General features: G+C 46.4%; 20 protein-coding genes and 1 pseudogene. 13 read left to right on the top strand and 8 right to left on the bottom strand.

The features are described from left to right. Positions 1-142: 142 nt before the first annotated feature. Complete coding sequence (locus J0X00_RS04730) at positions 143-520, bottom strand: DUF3693 domain-containing protein (RefSeq protein WP_282476469.1); 378 nt, start codon at positions 518-520, stop codon at positions 143-145. 167 nt (positions 521-687) lie between these two features. On the opposite strand from J0X00_RS04730, the gene J0X00_RS04725 reads away from it, so the two are divergent. The 11 genes from J0X00_RS04725 (at position 688) to J0X00_RS04675 (ending at position 8,244) form a co-directional block, all read left to right on the top strand. Then, positions 688-864, top strand: coding sequence for a hypothetical protein (locus J0X00_RS04725; RefSeq protein ID WP_282476468.1), 177 nt, complete (start codon positions 688-690; stop codon positions 862-864). Position 865: 1 nt separating this feature from the next. Next, positions 866-1,066, top strand: coding sequence for a hypothetical protein (locus J0X00_RS04720; RefSeq protein ID WP_282476467.1), 201 nt, complete (start codon positions 866-868; stop codon positions 1,064-1,066). Further along, positions 1,056-2,174 carry a replication initiation factor domain-containing protein gene (locus J0X00_RS04715; RefSeq protein ID WP_282476466.1) on the top strand — a complete coding sequence of 373 codons (1,119 nt, stop codon included), beginning with the start codon at positions 1,056-1,058 and terminating at the stop codon, positions 2,172-2,174. The genes J0X00_RS04720 and J0X00_RS04715 overlap by 11 nt, the downstream gene beginning before the upstream one ends. Then, positions 2,147-2,485 (top strand): DUF1293 domain-containing protein, encoded by a 339-nt coding sequence (locus J0X00_RS04710; RefSeq protein ID WP_282476465.1) that lies wholly within the window; start codon positions 2,147-2,149, stop codon positions 2,483-2,485. The genes J0X00_RS04715 and J0X00_RS04710 overlap by 28 nt, the downstream gene beginning before the upstream one ends. 9 nt (positions 2,486-2,494) lie before the next feature. Further along, complete coding sequence (locus J0X00_RS04705) at positions 2,495-2,719, top strand: hypothetical protein (RefSeq protein WP_282476464.1); 225 nt, start codon at positions 2,495-2,497, stop codon at positions 2,717-2,719. Between the two features lie 32 nt (positions 2,720-2,751). Continuing rightward, the gene (locus J0X00_RS04700; RefSeq protein WP_282476463.1) at positions 2,752-2,967 is read left to right on the top strand and encodes a hypothetical protein; all 216 of its coding nucleotides are present in this window, start codon (positions 2,752-2,754) and stop codon (positions 2,965-2,967) included. A gap of 129 nt (positions 2,968-3,096) precedes the next feature. Further along, positions 3,097-4,545 (top strand): hypothetical protein, encoded by a 1,449-nt coding sequence (locus J0X00_RS04695; protein ID WP_282476462.1) that lies wholly within the window; start codon positions 3,097-3,099, stop codon positions 4,543-4,545. A gap of 9 nt (positions 4,546-4,554) precedes the next feature. Then, positions 4,555-4,896 (top strand): DUF2523 family protein, encoded by a 342-nt coding sequence (locus J0X00_RS04690; protein WP_282476461.1) that lies wholly within the window; start codon positions 4,555-4,557, stop codon positions 4,894-4,896. Between the two features lie 5 nt (positions 4,897-4,901). Then, positions 4,902-6,275: a zonular occludens toxin domain-containing protein gene (locus tag J0X00_RS04685; RefSeq protein ID WP_282476460.1), complete on the top strand. Its 1,374-nt coding sequence runs from the start codon at positions 4,902-4,904 to the stop codon at positions 6,273-6,275. 186 nt (positions 6,276-6,461) lie between these two features. After that, entirely contained in the window at positions 6,462-6,704 is a 243-nt protein-coding gene (locus J0X00_RS04680; protein ID WP_348984816.1) for a hypothetical protein, read from the top strand. 616 nt (positions 6,705-7,320) lie between these two features. Further along, positions 7,321-8,244, top strand: coding sequence for an FRG domain-containing protein (locus tag J0X00_RS04675; RefSeq protein ID WP_282476459.1), 924 nt, complete (start codon positions 7,321-7,323; stop codon positions 8,242-8,244). On the opposite strand, the gene J0X00_RS04670 is transcribed toward J0X00_RS04675, so the two are convergent. Beyond that, on the bottom strand, positions 8,147-9,349 hold the full coding sequence (locus tag J0X00_RS04670) for an IS256 family transposase (protein ID WP_282476458.1): 1,203 nt from the start codon (positions 9,347-9,349) through the stop codon (positions 8,147-8,149). The two genes, J0X00_RS04675 and J0X00_RS04670, sit on opposite strands and share 98 nt — an antisense overlap. 70 nt (positions 9,350-9,419) lie before the next feature. Continuing rightward, positions 9,420-9,797: a regulator gene (locus tag J0X00_RS04665; RefSeq protein WP_282476457.1), complete on the bottom strand. Its 378-nt coding sequence runs from the start codon at positions 9,795-9,797 to the stop codon at positions 9,420-9,422. A 549-nt stretch (positions 9,798-10,346) separates the two neighbouring features. On the opposite strand from J0X00_RS04665, the pseudogene J0X00_RS04660 reads away from it, so the two are divergent. Continuing rightward, positions 10,347-10,661, top strand: a pseudogene (locus tag J0X00_RS04660) (phage protein); the annotation flags it as partial. Between the two features lie 23 nt (positions 10,662-10,684). Here J0X00_RS04660 and J0X00_RS04655 read toward each other — a convergent pair. The 3 genes from J0X00_RS04655 to J0X00_RS04645 all read right to left on the bottom strand — a co-directional run bounded on the left by J0X00_RS04655 (position 10,685) and on the right by J0X00_RS04645 (position 12,035). Then, the gene (locus J0X00_RS04655; RefSeq protein WP_282476456.1) at positions 10,685-11,344 is read right to left on the bottom strand and encodes a hypothetical protein; all 660 of its coding nucleotides are present in this window, start codon (positions 11,342-11,344) and stop codon (positions 10,685-10,687) included. A gap of 1 nt (position 11,345) precedes the next feature. After that, positions 11,346-11,645, bottom strand: coding sequence for a hypothetical protein (locus J0X00_RS04650; protein WP_282476455.1), 300 nt, complete (start codon positions 11,643-11,645; stop codon positions 11,346-11,348). 207 nt (positions 11,646-11,852) lie between these two features. Continuing rightward, positions 11,853-12,035, bottom strand: coding sequence for a hypothetical protein (locus J0X00_RS04645; protein WP_282477019.1), 183 nt, complete (start codon positions 12,033-12,035; stop codon positions 11,853-11,855). 479 nt (positions 12,036-12,514) lie between these two features. On the opposite strand from J0X00_RS04645, the gene J0X00_RS04640 reads away from it, so the two are divergent. Further along, positions 12,515-13,240, top strand: coding sequence for a hypothetical protein (locus J0X00_RS04640; protein WP_282476454.1), 726 nt, complete (start codon positions 12,515-12,517; stop codon positions 13,238-13,240). Positions 13,241-13,751: 511 nt separating this feature from the next. On the opposite strand, the gene J0X00_RS04635 is transcribed toward J0X00_RS04640, so the two are convergent. Together J0X00_RS04635 and J0X00_RS04630 are read right to left on the bottom strand one after the other, a co-directional pair. Beyond that, positions 13,752-13,913 carry a YoaH family protein gene (locus J0X00_RS04635; protein WP_282476453.1) on the bottom strand — a complete coding sequence of 54 codons (162 nt, stop codon included), beginning with the start codon at positions 13,911-13,913 and terminating at the stop codon, positions 13,752-13,754. Between the two features lie 43 nt (positions 13,914-13,956). After that, on the bottom strand, positions 13,957-15,126 hold the full coding sequence (locus J0X00_RS04630; RefSeq protein WP_282476452.1) for a conjugal transfer protein TraF: 1,170 nt from the start codon (positions 15,124-15,126) through the stop codon (positions 13,957-13,959). Between the last annotated feature and the right edge of the window lie 51 nt (positions 15,127-15,177).

The following is a 15,177-nucleotide window of genomic DNA, read 5'->3' as shown; positions in this document are numbered from 1 at the left end:
GCAGATAGCAAAGTAGTTATTAGCTATTTTATGGTAAATACAGTTATGTTCAATAAACCATGCCGTAAACCGCACAAAGCTTTCCACCAGAAAAGAGAGAAGAGTACCTCAGACAGGTACTCTTCTTAATAGCGAATATAATTTAACATAACGTACATAATGCGCACTGGAGTAGTTGCTCTAATCCTGCATTCGCGTCTGCCGCGTATAAAGCCAAGCTACCGCAAGCCATTGATAATCCTTGTAATCCCAGCCCGTTATACTTTTTTGCAATGTTGTTCCACATCGCTTTAATGGTTGGATTATCGTTGCGGTCAGCGTGACAACCTAGTAACGCCACTTCTGGGTCGATTCCTGCGCCTTTAGCAAGAAAAATTGCTTCCTCATCAGTGATATAGCGAATGCCATTGCGCATTTTACTAATCTTGTTCGCTTGAACATTCAAATCATGGGCAATCTGTTTGTCTTGTACGTAGTTTTGAGCCTCTTTATAGGCGTCTAACAGTTCATTTGCGTACATGGCCACCTCCAGTTTTTTTCAATTCTAGCGTTAAAGTTCCGATTTTTCGCATCTTGCACATTCGATTAATCGAATTTAAAGTTCCGATAAATCGAATTCGGTCACCTTGGCAGCTCGGCCTTAACCCGACGCCTTGGTGGCCACCCAACTGGTTAAGGTGTTTGGTTATGGCGAACAACTCAATTTTGCTTACTGCCCAGAACGTTCAGGATCTCGCTTTGTTCCTGGCACTGTATGTGTCGCTGTTCTGTTTTATCGGCTGCATACTTGGTCGCTTCTTCCTGACTCTACTCGAACGTTACGGCGTGACGTCTTCTGAATCTCGCACTGTGGATGGTCACTGATATGGATACCATCTACTTCGACAACGAACCCAACATAGGCATCAATGCCTATTTCCCTTGGGGTCACCGTTTCTTCAAATCTCAGTTTGAGTTCGACTTGTACCTGTCAACTCACTACTGCAGTGACCCTTATCAGATGGTCGAAATCACCGATGAAAACTACCAGGAGCTGCTGCTCAAAGGAGTTTTTCATGCCATCTAAAAAGCCACTGAACCCATTTCATGATCAAGTGCGTCCGGTCAAGGTTGACCACCTGGCGTTTACGTTCGCGTATTCGGACTTGAAACACTTGGATCGTTCCAATGACCAGGACTTCATCAACCTGCAGTTTCCTGAATATCGGGAGCCGGCCTTGTCTACGCCTGAGCAACTGGATAACGCCATCACTCAGTACAAAAACAAGGTGCGCAAGGTTCTGTCACATCGCTTTGAGGAGTTCATGCAGAAAGTGATGGGCTTTCGTCTATCACCAATGCGCGGTCGCGGCCTGCATGGTTACAACGATTCGATGGTCATTCTGGACATGACCGGCACAGTTGAGTGTGGTCTGGTCGGCATCGGCGGCAACCTTGATACCGTGTTTGTTCAGATTAACGGTACTGGCTGCACACGTCTGTTTGAGCGTATCTCACACACCAAACTGCATTGGTGGTTAGCCACCATTTTAGGTGTGACTCGCCTCGCCCGTCTTGATTTGGCCGTTGACGATTACACCGGCAACTTTGACGCGAAATATGCTGAAAAGTGCTTTTATGAGGGCGCATTCCGCACCGCTAATCGCGGTCGTGGGCCGTCAATGGTTCCTCATAAACGCATTACTGAAAGCGGCGAACTGATGGAGGAAGCCACACTGGTTGGCTCACGCTCTTCGACCGTTTACTGGCGCGTCTACAACAAAAAGCTGGAGCAGAAAATCACAGACCCTGAGCTGGTCTGGTACCGCAATGAAGTGGAGCTGAAAAAGTGCGATGTGGATTACCTCGCCTCGCCTGCCTCTTCGTTTGCTGGTCTGTGTGATTTTGCGGCCTCGATTGAGCCAGCTGCGCCGGTCAAGTTCAGTAAAAACAAGAAAGCACAAGGTCTGGAATTTTTCTCACGTATTGCCTGGGTTCGTCGTCAATGTGGCGTGGCTCTGGCTGAGATTATCGCCATGACTGAGGGTGATTTGGGTGAAGCATTTGGCATGCTCATTCCTGAAAAACATCGGCGCGCCACCTTTGATGAATACGGCGTTCCGGACTCTTATTCACATCTGAAACACACCATAACGGAGTTAAGGCAATGGCAACCATTACAGGCATCGCAATAAAAACCTTCCCGAAATCGGGCACCAAAATCGCTGAACTGTGCGTGTTACGTCCGGTTGAAACAGTCAATGCTGAGAAGTTCGAGCAATACGGTCTGGGGTTTAATACGGACATTCCTTACAACAAACAGGCGCTGCGCGTGAATCTGGAATACGCACAGAAACTGGTGAGTTCACGGGCGTTTTTGCCTAACCGCGAATATGACATTCGCTTTGGCAGCAATCCGGATGATCCACTTGATGTGGTTGTCGCTGAGATTGTGCCAGTCGATGAAGATGCAAAGAAATACTTTGCTGAACAGCTCAAGAAATAAGGGGCTGTCATGAGCAAGTGCGTAATCGACTACAACGGCTACCTGATGACCACATCCAGTGGCTGCGATTACGTGGTGTTAACGCCGGTTGAACTGCAAACCTTGCAAGACAGCACAACCGGTTCGTTAAGTATCGATTCCGAATTGTATTCATCGGTCACGGGGTATCTGCTGTTGTCCCTGGTCGGCGGCCACATTTTGGGTCGAATCGTTAAAGGCCTCGGTCGAGGCTAATCATAATGTTCACTAACAACGGAGATACTCCCATGAAACTTACCAACACTTTGAAAAAACGCTCTGTCCAAATCGGTACTGTTGCCGGTACTTTGCTGGCCTCTGCAGCGGCCAACGCCAACGTTGAAGAAACGCTGAACCAAGCGGTATCTAACGGTCAAGGCAACTACGGCATTGTGGTTGTTGGCCTGATTGGTCTGGCGGCCATTGGCTTTGGTCTGCGCGCTATCATGGGCGCGATGCGTTAAGCCATGTTTGAGCTGGTCTCTAACGTGACCACTATCCTTATCGCTCTGGCGAATGGTGGCGCGTTTATTTACGGCTTTTACACTGGAATCAACGCCTCCTAACGGGGGCGTTTTGCTCTGGGGCGGCGTATGCGAACTGCGATTAATTCCTCTTTAACTCTCCTTTTCTTCCTGACCGCGTTCCTTTCCTCGGCGGCCTTTGCCAGTTCGGAGGAAAACACTTGTCCGATTGGTGTTACTACAGGTATTCAGACCTGGGACCAACGAATATATGGCGATGCACCTTATCTTTGTTTGGGGAATTCAGGCAACTGTCGTTATCGACTCGACTATTCGTCTATTTGTTCAAATGACGGCAGTTATGACTGTTACGGCTCTTTCGTGTCTACGGGTGGCCGTTGCACAGAGAGTGAAGGTCAAGGCGGCAATATGATGTGGCCGGGTGGTGATGTTGCCGTTGAACCCGATGAACCCGGAGGCGGTGGATCGGATGGTGGTTCTGACGGTGGCGACTCTGGTACCGATGACGGTTCAGATGGGGGTTCTGGTGAAGGCACTGGTGAGGACGGCGAAGACGGTCAAGATGGGGAACCCGATGATTCAGACAACGATACAACCGAAATCCAAAATCGCATAAACATGCGCTGCAATCCCGGTTTGCTGACCTGTAGTGGTGAGGTATCCGTTAACCCTGCTATCACCGCTTACTTAAAGAACATTTGGCAATATGCCGGATACATGAGCCGTGAGGGAATGCCTTTCATTCGTGAGTCTTTGGAACACGAGATTCCGCAGATGATTTATCGTACTCAGGATCTTGTTGAAGATGGGAATAATGCAAATGCCACGGCGCTTAATTCGCTCAACTCTGCGGTCAGTGCGTTGTCCGGCAATCTGCAGGCCGTCAAAGGTGATACCGGTCAGGTCGCCAGCCTCTATGGCATGGCTAACTACTATTTCCCTGCATTGATGAATAACACTTCCGGCCTGTTGGGTCAGTTTGGTGGCGTCAATGGCCGAATTGATCAAACCAACGGTTACTTAAATGAACTCACCAACACAACCAGAATGGGCAACGGGGAAATCTTATCCTATCTTGAGCAAAACTCTGCGGCTATTAATGCGTTGTCCTCTAATGTCGATGCACTCGCTTCCCAAATGGGCGAAGGAACCGGCGAAGATATTGATATGTCCGGCGTTGAGTCCCGCCTCGATGGTATCCAGTCCACGTTAGACGGTGACGGCCTGTCTGGCCGGTCGTTTGAGGGGAAAGTCGATTTCGAAAGTAACTCTCTGTACTCAGAGGGGGCCATTGAAGAGTTGCAGGCCGAAATTGAAACCTTAGAAGATCAGTACCAGAAGCAAATGGGCCAGTTCAAATCCCTGTTTAGCTTTGACGCCAGCGAGCTCAATCCAGGTGAATACGTTGAGCATAAATGGCAGTTCCACTTCATGACTGGCGAAACCGTCAATTTCAGTTCGGGCGTGTTCCCTGCTCTGCTCTCTAACGCTAACCTGATAGCGGCTATCTTGCTTTTTATTGCGGTGATGGCTGGTATTCGTGCCTTAACGGATTAAGGAGGCACCATGCAATTTCTTGTTGATCTCATTTCTTCCCTGGGCGATTTCGGCCAGACCATTGTCGATTTCTTTGACTTCATCCCGACTTACTTTCAGCAGCTGGTCGCGTACATTAACGTGTGGTACATCAAACTGAAATTGGTCGGTCTGATTTGGTCGCTCCAGGTGTATTACGCGACGGCGCAAATGCTCCTGGACGATATCGGTTTTACTCAGGCCATCGCTTCGGCGTTTAATGCGCTTCCCGATGAAATGCGTTACTACGCGCATGCGTTTGGTCTGCCTCGCGCAATCAGTGTCTATTTCAACTTTCTGGCCACTGGCTTTGTTATGAAAATGCTGAGGTAATCATTATGGCCATTACGATTCGCACCGGCGCAAACGGTGCTTACAAATCTTCTTATGTGGCGCACTTCGTTATCCTGGAAGCATTGAAAGCGGGTCGCGTTGTCGTCACCAACATCGAGGGCATGCAACCACTGGAAGAAATCGAACGGCGTCTGGACATTAAGTTTCCCAGCACGACCCGCCTGATTCGTATTTTCAGCCGTGACAAAAACGGCGTTGACCTGTGGCAGCACTTCTTTTGTTGGTGTCCGATTGGGGCGCTCATTGTCATAGACGAATGCCAGGATATTTTCTCGAAGAACATCGGCTTTCGTATGGATAAAGTCATGGCGCGTCCCCTGTCGGATTTCCTCCCGTATCTGCCCAAGGACTATGACAATTTCTTTTACTCGCGATATGTACCGGTCGACATGACCCAGCTCGATGCGTCCGAAGTGGACGACCGCGGACAGGCCGAATATGATGCGCAAGGCCGCATCATCTACCCGTTTTCCTTTAACGAGGGATTCATGCGGCACCGCAAATACAACTGGGATATTGAGCTGCTGTCTCCGGACTGGGGTCAGATTGATACCGCGATTCGCGCCTGTGCTGAACAGTGCTTTTTCCATAAGGCGAATGACGGCATGTTCTGGGCGCGGCGGCGGCCATTCGTGTACAAGCATGCGAAGAACACGGCCACGCCGATGATACCCAAGGGCAAAGATCCAAACGTGATGAAAGTGAAAATCCCGCTTGAGGCTTTTCTACTTTATAAGTCCACGGCAACCGGTAAAGCGCAAGGCTCCGGTGCGGTGAATGTTCTGTTCAAAAATCCCAAGTTCCTGGGCGCATTCGCGGCGGGTATTGGGTGCATGGGGTATTTTCTTTATGGTGTATCCGGTTTGGTTTTTGGTGCTTCTGAGGAAGTACAAAACGCGACAACGTCACAAACTCAATCTGCGGTTTCTTCACCGGCCAATGGGGTGGGTAAAAAGCTTCCTGAGAGTCATGGCGTTTTACCTGATGGTCGGTCTGGTGATTCGGCTGACGGCGGTTCCCGTGATTCAGTTTCTCTTGCAGCAGGTCGGGTTGAACTGATGCGGCAAATGTTGGGTCTGTACGAAATACAGACCCTTTACTACACCGGCCATACGACCCAAAAGACTAATAGTGGTTTCAAGTTCATGGTCACGCTGGAAGCGAAAACGCCGGAGGGTGTTTATCGGTTCGATGATACGTTCCTGAGAGCGAACGACATCGCGTATGTGCACTATGACGATTGTCTGTTGAAGCTGACCAAGCAGGCCGTGCATCTGAATGTGTTCTGCAAGCCAAGAGCGGACGCACAGCAAGCAGCACCACAACGAGCCGATATCCAGCTCAACTCGGTGTTTTAACCGTTGGTATCTCGCGCCTTAGTGCGCGACACTGGCGCAAAGCGCCTTTCCTTTCAGTGCTATCATTATTCAAGCCGGCGATGGTGTTCCAGGTCGAATTGTGCAATCACAAACGCGATTTTTCCTGGAATAATCGAGTTAAATTGCTATCATATTTTGACCAGGTAATTTCTGCAGAAAGGACAAATGATGGCGATAACGATTAGAGATACCGAGCAGCACGACAAAATGCTGTCAGACCTAAAAGAGCTGACCCGCATCCCGACCATGTCAAAGAGCCTAATCAAAGGTGGTTACCTGGCATTGCAGTATCACGACCTCTACCAAAGAGAGCGAAGCGAGAACGAAAGGCTAAGAGATGAACTCAGAAGCCTGCGTAACAGAGTTGACGGGTTCGTCAGTGCCTTTGATGCCCTCAAAACCGAATAACATGCCCTGAGCTGCAGCGAAGGGATAAGCGCCCCGCTCCGGAGTCAATCAATCAGAAGCTGCCAACGGCGCGAGACAAGCCCACTTCGGTGGGCTTTGCTTTGTCCAGGGAAAACAGAAACAGCCTCCCTCCTGCCAAGCCATTGCTGACGGCCAGCGCAGACACTGCTCTGCTTCTTTCTCTGAACAAATAGCGATGGGTGTTTGGTGTTGGCGGTGCAGCGGACGACGACGAGGACTGAGGAGGAGGAGCTGCGGAGCCAACCCCCGTTCTGTATTACGGGGGTAAATTCCACGTAACCTCTTACGGTTGCTGAACTCCAGGCAAAAGAAAACCGCCCCGAGGGGCGGTATCTTTTCCTGTCATCAAACACGAAGCTACCTATGTGGCTACTTTCTTTTTATATGTGCTCAAGGCACAAAAAGGATTCTACGAGAAATAGTCAAAGTTAAAACCGTATGAAGTTTTGTTTGCGAGTCACTTCAACTATCTTTACACATCGTTCAATAATATTTTATGAAAGTGTTCCCGCAGATACCTAAATTTGTTTTCTTATTTTCACCTTTGTGCATAATGACTGATTCAGATTTAGGTGGCTGATAGGATTGTAAATAAATGGTATTAGAAGTTAACGTCAATAGTTGGTCTGCGTTTAGGGATTATATATCAGAAAATGTTAGTTATACCGATGATCTAATCTTTAGGGGACAAAGGGACTCATCATGGGTTGTAGAATCAACTTTAACCAGGCTAACACGAGATAACTCAGTTCCTTTTAAAACAGAATATTTCGAAGAGTATCAATTAAGCCGATTTAAGAAAAACCTTGTTGGTTTAAGGGGCACAAACCCCAAAGATTTAAATAACAACGAGCTTTGGGAGTTGGGTCAGCATTATGGACTTGCTACGCCTTTTACTGATTGGACCTACTCACCATATATCGCTGCGTACTTTGCTTTTCACGATCGCACTCCATCGAGTACTGGGTTTAGGACTGTCTATTTAATGAATTCGTCAGATGTATTTACAAGACATAAAGATAGGGTGGATTTAGAAAACCTTAATAATAAAGGTATTAAACCACCCCGAGATCTAGAGTTTGAGGTTATTGATTCGTTACTAGATGAAAATCATAGAGTCAAATCCCAATCTGGTTTGTTTTTAAAGATAAAAACTGGAGTGTCGTTAGAGGCATGGCTTGGAGCTCAAGACATAAATGCTCATTTTGTAAAGATTAACATTCCGGAAAAATCTAGAGATGAGGCTATGAATGACTTTAAAAACATGAACATTCTTACACGAGTTCTATTCCCAGATATACATGGCGCAGCTCTTGATTGTAACCATAATATAACGCACTCTACACAAGAACTTTTGAAACTTATTGAAGAGTTCAGAAAAGAAACGAGGGCGTTCAGAATTCTGTGTCAGCTAATTTTGGCTAAATATCTAAGACGTCATCCAAGCGACCTTCAAAATGAATCGCCAGTTGAGACAATGTCATATTCCAATTCTGTATTGGCATTGTCCATTTCTTAGAAGCATTCAATATCCCAGCATACAGTAGCTTGAGCAAGCTATTTTCATTTGGGAACCCTCCCTTAGTTTTGGTCAGTTTGCGGAATTGGCGATGTACGGCTTCAATAGCATTTGTCGTGTAAATAGCCTTTCGGACGTATTCTGGATATTTGAAGTAAACCGATAAATTTGCCCATTTGTTCCGCCAGGAACGAATCACTATTGGGTATTGCTGTCCCCATTTGGCTTCCAAACTATCCAACTCCATCTCGGCCGCTTCTTTACTCACAGCCCGATAGACTGGCTTCAAGTCGGCCATAAACGCCTTCTGATGCTTAGAGGCAACATATTTCATAGAGTTACGGATTTGGTGAATGATGCATTGCTGAACTTCTGTATCAGGATAGATGGTTGCTATCGCTTCTGGGAAGCCTGTTAGCCCATCTACGCAGGCGATCAAGATATCTTCAACGCCACGGTTATACAAATCTGTCAGCACTGATAGCCAATAGTTTGCCCCTTCTGACTCTGATAGGTACAGCCCAAGAAGTTCCTTTTTACCTTCAATGTTTAACCCTAGGATTGTGTATATCGCTTTACTGACATAGCGTCCGTCTTCTTTAATTTTGTAGTGGATTGCATCGAGCCAGACAAACGGATAGAGCGCATCGAGCGGACGTTGCTGCCACTCCTTCAGTTCAGGTATCAAACGGTCGGTAACACCTGTGATGGTGGCCTCAGAGACCTCAATGCCATACATATCTTCGACGTGACCACGGATATCACGGTAGCTCATACCGAGCGAGAACATGGATAGGATCTTACGGTCGATCTCATCGGTCAATTTAGTCTGGTTCTTCTTAACTAACTGGGGTTCAAATGTTCCAGAGCGGTCGCGTGGGGTATCCAGTTCAAACGTGCCGACAGAAGACTTAATCGTTTTCTTGCTTGAGCCGTTCTTACGGTTAGGTTGCTCATCACCTTCAAGGTGCTGTTCGAGTTCTGCTTTCAAAGCAGCTTCTGTGATTTGTTTAATGAGCGGAGTTAAGAAGCCATCTTTACCTGTCAGGTCTTGGCCTGACTGAAGGGCTTTAATAGCTTGTTCTAGATCGAAGTCTTTGTTCATGTGTCATTCCTGTTTTGTATATCATACTGAAATGACACAGATTTCTAAACACTACCAAAGAAACAGGCCTCTAAATTTTCTTGTGTTTTATCGTTGCTAGCTTTCTAGCTATTCTTAGTAGCTTTGTTGTGGTTTTCAACTCCAATTCAGATTGAATCTGCAGTAAAGCTACTCCAGTCAGAATCTGTTGAGGAGTTAATCTCTCTCCTGTAGGTACTTCTAGGAATTCATAATTTATTTTGAAACCTTTCCAAGCCTCTATATGGCTAAGCTCTCTTCCTTTTACCATTCTCATAAGTCGTCTACATTCCGGCGGTATGTCCCGCCCATTATCCCAACCCGTGACAGTTCTCACAGTTTTAAAACATAATTTTGCAGTCTCTTCCTTGCTCAATCCGCATTCAAACTTGCGAAAAATGTAATTCTTACTCATTTTTCTGTAGTGCACCGTAAAACCCTTTCTTATCTGAAAGGGTATTTGTTACCGCATATGCAACCATATTCAACATAAGCAGACATAATGCGCACTGGAGCAATTAATCTAAAGAGGTGTACGCCGCCAGCATTAGTCCGTCCAAAGCCATTGATAAGATCACCCAGCCAATGAACTTGGTATCGACTGGGATTTTCGAACGCAGTTTGACTCCAGTAAATTTGGCTCTTTCATCGTTTCAACCCATTCATTCATTAACGCGCCAGCTTTGACACCGACACGATGACCGAAGTGTCTATCGAGTGCTGCGCAGAGTTAAGCTAAGTGCATGGCCATCATCGCGGTTAAGGGCCCGAGTTTGTCGTAGAAGATCACCACAGCATCTTAAACTTTGGTGCGGGACGTCAGCGACTTTCTTAGCACAGTTGTCCGGTTTACCCTGGTTACATTCAATGTACGTTAGCTTATCAAAGCTTCCCTTTGGATTTCATACGCACTCCAGTTATCTTTACGTGCTTCATCAACATTTGCTGGCGCTGAGCAACCGGTCACCGACGCTGACCCAATGGCTCTGTCGTCATTAATCCCATGGCGGAAAAGCTGCTGATCAAAGCGCTGGGTTATCTGCCCAACGACAACCGCTGGCCAGGCTTTCGCATTGACGAACCGCGTGGCGTGCTCATAACGCCGACCGGCCGCGAATTCAATCCCAAAGAATTAGAGTCCTTTGCCATCTGGCGCGATGAATACCAACAATTGATTGAGTTACACGGTCACATTGAGTACCCCAAGATTTACCCGGCCAAGCCAAACTTGTTGCCGTTTCGGGGTGGTCGCCGCATGACCGCCGCCCCGTGGATCCCGACAAAATTTAAATAGCAAAAAGCCCGCGATTGCGGACTTTACTCGTGTTCAAGTCCATATTGTTTCAACAAGGGAATCCACATGTGATGGTCATAGTTCATACCAGTAGTAATACAACATGCTCTAACCATATCGACCCTAGAAACATCTTGCATAAATACAAAGCGCTCTCTTTCGGCATCTAACTTCTGTAGATAGAAAATTAGTTGTGTTACATCAATCAAAAGTCGCCCTGTAAAATACTTAATCTTTCTGCGACATTCTCTTTTTTTCTCATTATCCATTAGATGACCAGATGTTAGCCAAGAACTTATGAACTCATCACGTTTAATTTCTGCGCTATGAAGACTTGTTAAACTGGGTTTCATACGTAAAATTAGCTGTCGATTGGGTGTAGTTACCATCCTATCCGTAGCCGCTAGCTCAACAACAAGAGCATCAACTAAAGATAAATCTATATTTGGTAGTCCAGAGTATTCATTTCTGAGTGGATTATTATATTCCTCTACTAATGTCTGAAACCAATTTATCAGAGTTTCTGATGTATGCTGAAACTCATAATAAAAAGCATGTTCCATTTTTTCTGTTCTTTTTTTATTGTCTATTCGGGTGAAATAGGCGCCTAAAAACGCACCTATAATTGCACCTAACAATGCACAACTGGCACCGATTAATAGTTCAGATATAGTCGCTGTCATTTTAATAACCGTAGCTAGTTTTTGGCCTAGCCATTGGTTTTTTAGAAGGCGTGATTTCAAACGATATTTTCCGATTTCTCTTATCTATTTCACACGACACATCCCATAAGCTTTTTGCAAAGTGATTTTGTACTCGTAGGCCTATTTCATCAAGTAGCCCCGCAGCACAGTTTGTCATGGTTAACACCTCATAGGCATAGCCATTATTCTCAATAACAGCTTCTTGTCGACTTATAAAGGCATCTACTATTTTAACAATAGTGCTTTCATTCTGTTTAATAAACTCTTCTGGCTTAATCATTTGCATAACTCCATCGGTTAAAGTCTATGCAGTGTATAACATTTTATTTAGAAATAGACAGGCTTTATCTGTTTTCTATTATTTTCAATCGCTCATCAAACTGCTCAATGATTTTCTTTATCCAACCAATATCCGTTTTAAGGGCAATCACCGTGGTGTAACTCGACGTACCCCATTCGACCGGCCTGTTATCACCTGCTCTACCATTTATTTGAAGTCTTTCCGAACGACTTCCCACAGGCCAAGCAGCACAGGTATAGCCGTACCAATCAGGCCACCATATTGGTCACACTGGCGGTGAGTAATTCCGGGTGGTCTATGGCTAGTACCGAACTCGATAATGCCATCATTAATCGTCAGCCAGCCGACGCCACCCTCGGACTGTTGCAATCATTACTATATAGGTTTCATTGCATGAACTGATTTTGCTATCAGAAACCATTATCTAATACAATTTCGCTCAGCGTCGCAGTGCTTGTTTCTGTTTGAAGCTGTTAGTCTGGTGTCACTGATATGACGTCTATTGGGATTCTCATGATGATTTCGCAAAGCATGAAATTAGTTATAGTGCACTAGGTATACATTGCTGGTATTCAGTTAAGCACGGTTTGTGACTTTGCGCAGTTCCGCGAAAATACCAAAAGTTTACGGTCGGTTATCACCGATAAGATAGGATGCGACGAGATAAATAAAGGGTTACAGATCGGCCACCTTTGAGTGACGCCGTCACAGATAAGGTTACCCTCAACGAAAGACACTCCAGGTTTTATTCCCCTATTCAAAGTGTTGTGAAATTTTCTTATCTTGCTGCAATTGTACACTGTTTTATAGTCTCACGACTCAACACAAAGTACGTGATCATAAGTAAAATGAAAAAACAAAATTACGTCTATCACTTTCGCTGGGCAGAGCAAACCTTTTGGCTTAAAAAACGCGGTGAGGACAAACGAAACCTTCTCAACCGAACGCTGAGCACTCTGGCACGTGTAAACAAACGTTTTCGCAAGCTGGCATTACATAGTGCCGATACGCCGGAGCAGCGATTCTTACATGAAGTGAAAGCGTATCAATATGCCATGGCGCACCAACTACCGGTCGCCAGGCTTCGCTATGTCAATAAATCCTGGTTTATTACCGAAGATGGTGGCTCCCCAATCAATAAAACCGACGCCAATTCGCCTAAGTTACTCTTCCGCCGGGCGATGTGGGCATTAAATGAAATGCATCAAAAGAACTTTATCCACGGCAGGCCGGCGATGCGTGACATTCTGGTCAATCAAAATGGTAAAGTCACGTTTGTCGACCTGGAAGAAGCCCAGATCAGTAGTGACCCGGCGCGAAAAGTTCGAGATGTCGTACTGTTTCTGCTCGACTCATACCGTCTACACAGCGTGAGTCAGCAAACGCGTATGCGCGCCGTAGAAGCCTGGATTGCCGGAAGTAATGAGTCGGTTCGCGCTGAGTTCAAACGTGTCAGCAGAAAATTGAATCGTTATATCTGGCTTGCTCATACTGTCTTGCTGTTCAAGCCCAATCGACTGTCTAAACAGTTGGTGCTGTTGGCGCGCTTTCTTGCTTGCATCGACCTTAATTAGTCGTCAGCAGCGCCATAGCGTCTTGTCGCACCTGAAAACATCCAATGCCATATCAGGAGCCTGTGTACTGAACACATTCAGGCAGGCTCAACATCCCGGATTCACTACCCGTACCGCGTCTATAAACCCGTTGGAAGATTATTCGGTTCTTACACACACTGGTTCTTATTTTACGTTGAATCTGGCTTGCGGGGCGACCTCTGCCGCACGCCAGGGTTCAGATTAAGCACAACACCTGCCTAAACCCTCTCAACCCCGCTGCGACTTTGCATCTGACAAGAGTAAGCAATCACACCGTCACGTATCAGCATAAAATACTGGCTTATTTTTCAACCTGAATCCAGGTTGTAATAAAATTACAGGAAACTTTCAGACGAAGAAACTGGTAGCATTTTACTCTGCGGTAACTTTATGTTTATTAAGGGTTATGCTGGGCTAGATCTGAAATATGGCGGATAAAACACAGTGATGGGGAGTTTTGAAAGACAAAAAAAAGAGCACGTTACGTGCCCTATTCTTGGTTGTCTGCTTGTTGCTGCTGCTCCTGGCGGATTTGCTGCGCTACGATTTTAATTGCTTCTGCAGTACTGATGCCCTGCGCCATCAACTGCTGAATTTTTTCGACCGCCGCCTGTTGCTCGGCGTGGCTTAAGGTAGGTAAATCATCAAACATAAAAAAGGCTCCTTAATTAAGGAGCCCAACTATAGAGGTTCGTTTAGTAACTCGCAAGGAAGTTTACGTATCCGCCCATGGCATTTTCATTGGTGTAGCTGGCACCGATATCAAGCTGGAATAAATTAAGTGGCGATAAACCAATACCCGCGGTCACCGTCCCTTCACTGCCACTGTATGCCAGGTTCTTGTTATAACCGGCGCGCAATTTTAGCTGACGCATCAAATCGATTTCACCACCGACGCGAATCATCTGGGTGTTATCGGCAAAGTCATCAAAGCGTTTGTCTTCATTCAGATCGTAATCAACACTCAGAGTAACGTAGTCAGCAACGATGCCCGCCCCTACGGTGTATTGCGGACGAATCTGATACGAGTACTGTAGGTTTGGATTACCGGCTACCTGCGAAACCACGCTCCGCGTTTCGATATCACGGCTGATCAGATTGCTGGCAGCCAGACCAATACGGAACGGACCATAAAACCACAGAGCACCAGCATCGATGTTAAACGTAGTTTCGCCACGGCTGTTTTCACGGAAGTCAGAAATATCGTAGTTGTCGATGCCCGCTTCATACACATAAGTGTAGATACGTTGTAATTTCGGGCTGATACCAAACGACATGTGTTGGCCAAGGAAGGTTTGATACTTGGCCAGTGAAATACCGACTTCCGTCACTGCAACCGATACCGCATTAACGGTACTGTTCTGAGCATTCTCAAGGGTACACAAGTCGGTGTTTGCCGGTGTGCTGCAGTTGTCAGCAATGTGCGGCGTGGCAAAAGTTTCAGCATAGGCCTTGCCGAACAGGTTCATAGACAGGTACTGGTTCGGAATACCAAAGGCGACGACACCGCCAACGTTGGCATTGACTACATCGCCGTTCACTTCATCCATTTTAGCCTGCAGCTCGGCAGAGCGGGAAACATCACCGCTGTCGATCAGATCAGAAATGGCATCCATATTATCGACCAGATTGTCCGGGTCGTTGTAGTTGATACCAACGCTGGGAAGAATCATACCGGCATCATCGTTGCGACGATAAATCGCCACAATCGCCGGATTATAGAAAGGAGCTGTCAGGTAGTTTGCCGCCACTACTCCGACACCACCCATCGCATCACCACGCGCTTCAATCGCGTAGTTGGCTGCGAATACGCCCGGAGCTGTCACAGAGACAGCCAGCGCGAGAAACTTTAATTTAGTATTCATGCCGTTACCCAACCATTGTATCCATTCGGTTATATAACGGCGTATTTTCCA

Origin of the sequence: Vibrio sp. ABG19 (genome assembly GCF_029962385.1) — a bacterium.
In the GTDB taxonomy this organism is placed as follows: Bacteria; Pseudomonadota; Gammaproteobacteria; order Enterobacterales; family Vibrionaceae; genus Vibrio; species Vibrio ostreae.
The sequence above is the reverse complement of the archived record's forward strand: the minus strand, read 5'-3'. Positions and strand labels throughout refer to the sequence as shown.